This window comes from uncultured Brevundimonas sp. (assembly GCF_937870815.1).
In the GTDB taxonomy this organism is placed as follows: Bacteria; Pseudomonadota; Alphaproteobacteria; order Caulobacterales; family Caulobacteraceae; genus Brevundimonas.
On the sequence record NZ_CALMZS010000144.1, the window covers coordinates 1 to 2,585 of the forward strand.

General features: G+C 71.2%; 4 protein-coding genes. 3 read left to right on the top strand and 1 reads right to left on the bottom strand.

Annotation, left to right across the window (positions count from 1 at the left end):
* Nucleotides 1-67 precede the first annotated feature (67 nt).
* Complete coding sequence (locus tag Q0588_RS09515) at nucleotides 68-1,336, bottom strand: lytic murein transglycosylase (protein WP_298745718.1); 1,269 nt, start codon at nucleotides 1,334-1,336, stop codon at nucleotides 68-70.
* A 282-nt stretch (nucleotides 1,337-1,618) separates the two neighbouring features.
* On the opposite strand from Q0588_RS09515, the gene ykgO reads away from it, so the two are divergent.
* The 3 genes from ykgO to Q0588_RS09530 all read left to right on the top strand — a co-directional run bounded on the left by ykgO (nucleotide 1,619) and on the right by Q0588_RS09530 (nucleotide 2,506).
* Nucleotides 1,619-1,744 carry a type B 50S ribosomal protein L36 gene (ykgO, locus tag Q0588_RS09520; RefSeq protein WP_168044709.1) on the top strand — a complete coding sequence of 42 codons (126 nt, stop codon included), beginning with the start codon at nucleotides 1,619-1,621 and terminating at the stop codon, nucleotides 1,742-1,744.
* Nucleotides 1,745-1,877: 133 nt separating this feature from the next.
* Nucleotides 1,878-2,153, top strand: coding sequence for a DUF2312 domain-containing protein (locus tag Q0588_RS09525; protein ID WP_298745719.1), 276 nt, complete (start codon nucleotides 1,878-1,880; stop codon nucleotides 2,151-2,153).
* 2 nt (nucleotides 2,154-2,155) lie between these two features.
* Nucleotides 2,156-2,506 carry a hypothetical protein gene (locus Q0588_RS09530; protein WP_298745720.1) on the top strand — a complete coding sequence of 117 codons (351 nt, stop codon included), beginning with the start codon at nucleotides 2,156-2,158 and terminating at the stop codon, nucleotides 2,504-2,506.
* Nucleotides 2,507-2,585 lie beyond the last annotated feature (79 nt).

Here is a 2,585-nt window from a genome sequence, read left to right on the forward strand (position 1 = left end):
AGGCTCCAGTCTAAGGCTGGAGCGAAGATCCGGGTTTGGACGCGATCGCGTCCAAACCGATTTCGCCCTAGCCGCCGCGGCGGATCAGCTCGTCGGCGAGGTCGGCGGTCAGATAGCCGTCCGCCACCCGGCCGTTGGCCAGCTGCCAGCGGCGCAGCGCCGCCCGCGTATTGGCCCCGATGACGCCGTCGACGCCCTGGGTGTCATAGCCCAGGACCGTCAGGGCGCGCTGGGCGCCGATGCGCTGGTCCCGCGACAGCGGCGCGTCGTTCGGCCAGGCTGCGGCCAGCCCCGGCCGCCCCTGGACGCCGTCGGCGGTCAGGCCGATGGCCAGGGCGTAGCTGACCGAATTGTTGTAGCGCCGGATCACATAGTGGTTGGGCAGGGCGAGGAAGGCCGGGCCCCGCGCGCCCTGGGGCAGCAGGATGGTCGCCTCCTCGCGCGCCTCGGCGGCGTTGGGCGCGCCGCCGTGGGCCAGGGTCACGCCCTTCGCCGCCCAGTACGACCACGGATGGCGCGGCCCCTCAGCTTCGGAATAGTCGAAACCGGCCGGCAGGCGGACCTCGTAGCCCCAGGTCTGGCCCCGCTTCCACCCGGCCTGCGCCAGCAGGTTGGCGGCCGAGGCGAGGGCGTCGGCGTCCGAGCCCCAGATGTCGACCTTGCCGTCCCCGTCCTGGTCGACGCCCAGGCGCAGATAGTTGTCCGGCATGAACTGGGTCTGGCCCATGGCCCCGGCCCAGCTGCCCTTCAGCCCGGCCCGGTCGCGACGGCCGTCGACGACGATGTCGAGCGCGTGCTTCAGCTGGGCCTCGGCCCAGTCGCGGCGGCGGCCGTCGAAGGCGAGGGTGGCCAGCGAGCGGATCACGTCATGGTCGCCCTGGACCTGGCCGAAGGCGGACTCCTGGGCCCAGATGGCGACGAGAATCTCGGCCGGCACGCCGTAGCGCTGGACCACCGGCCACGGCGCCCGGTCGGTGCGCTGCCGGGCCTGGGCGATGCGCGTGGGGGTGACGGCGTTCTGGACATAGGCCCCGGCCGGACGGCTGAATTCGGGCTGGTTGCGGTCCAGTCGAACCACCGAGGGGTCCGGGGTCAGCCCCGCCAGCTCGCGCTCGTAGGCGGCGCGGCGGGCCCCGCCGTGGCGGGCGAGGAAGCCCTGTTTCCAGCCCTCGAACCCGGCCTGGTCCACCGCCGGCGCGACAGCGGCGGGCGGAGGCGGCGTCGCGGGCGCCGGCTCGGGCTGGAGCGGCGCTGGCGCCATCGGCGGCGGCTCCGGCAGCATGGGCGCGCAGGCGGCGACGGAGGCGACGAGGATGAGGCGAAGGCTGAAGCGCATGATTCCCAAGCTAGTCTCCCCGACGGGCGGGGCCTCATAACAAGTCCGCGAGTCGGGCCCGAGGGTTACAGCGCCCGAGTGGAGAAAGCGTTGCCGTGGGAATGGCCGCCCGCTCGAACCCGCGAGAGCCGTCCGCCGCCTGTTGACGATCCGCCCGCCTCTCTCTATAGGCACCGCTCCGCCGCAGGTCCGCCTCGCGGCTTTTCTGTTTGCTTCGCCTCGAGGCGCGCTCAAGCACCGAGCCGCCGCGCGGCGAAGGGTAGCGCACCAAGGAATACGGCCATGAAGGTCCGCAGCTCGCTCAAGTCGCTCAAGGGTCGCCACCGCGACTGCAAGGTCGTGCGCCGCAAGGGCGTGGTCTATGTGATCAACAAGACCGACCCGCGCTTCAAGGCGAAGCAGGGCTGAGCGCCTTCGCGCCGGTCACGGCGCGGCCGAGAGTTTCGAGGCTGCGGACTTGTCCGCAGCCTTTTTCGCGCCCGTCGTTGAGTCGGGCGATGCGACGTGGTTAGCGTCGACCTGTCTTTCCGGAGTTCTTCCCATGGCCGATGACGCCGCCTTCGATTCGTCCCCCGACGTCCTGACCTCGGCCGCCCAGGGCCGGCTGCGCACCGTCATCGAGCGGCTGGAGCGGCTCGAGGAAGACAAGGCCGCCGTGATGGCCGACATGAAGGAGGTCTTCGCCGAGGCCAAGGGCGAGGGCTACGACGTCAAGATCCTCCGCAAGGTCATCCGCATCCGCAAGCAGGACAAGGCCAAGCGCCAGGAAGAGGACGCCATCCTCGACCTCTACATGTCCGCCCTCGGCGAGATCTGACCCTGAAACGAACCGGCTTCGGCGGCGGCAGGGGCGGTTCGAAGAAGCCGCCTGGAAGTCCGTTCGAGGCCGAACGCCAGGCCGCCCGGCGCGCCGCCCTCAACGCCCTCAGGCGCGCCAAACGCGCCGCCGACAAGGCCGGCGTCGCCCTGTCGGACTGGGAGGGCGAGTTCCTCGATTCGGTGTCCGAGCGGGTCAGGACCCACGGCCGCGCCTTCGGCGATCCCGAACTGGGGGCTCCCGGCCAGGCCCTGTCGTCGATGCAGGGCCGCAAGCTCAAGGAGATCATCGCCAAGGCCAGGGGCGAGGGGCCGGGGCGGCGCCGGGGACGCAGGCCTCCGGAAACCGGCTAGAGCCTGATCGGTTGAGGAGGACTCGCTTCGCGATTCCGCCGATGCCGTGAATCAGGCTCCAGTCTAATGCTGGAGCGAA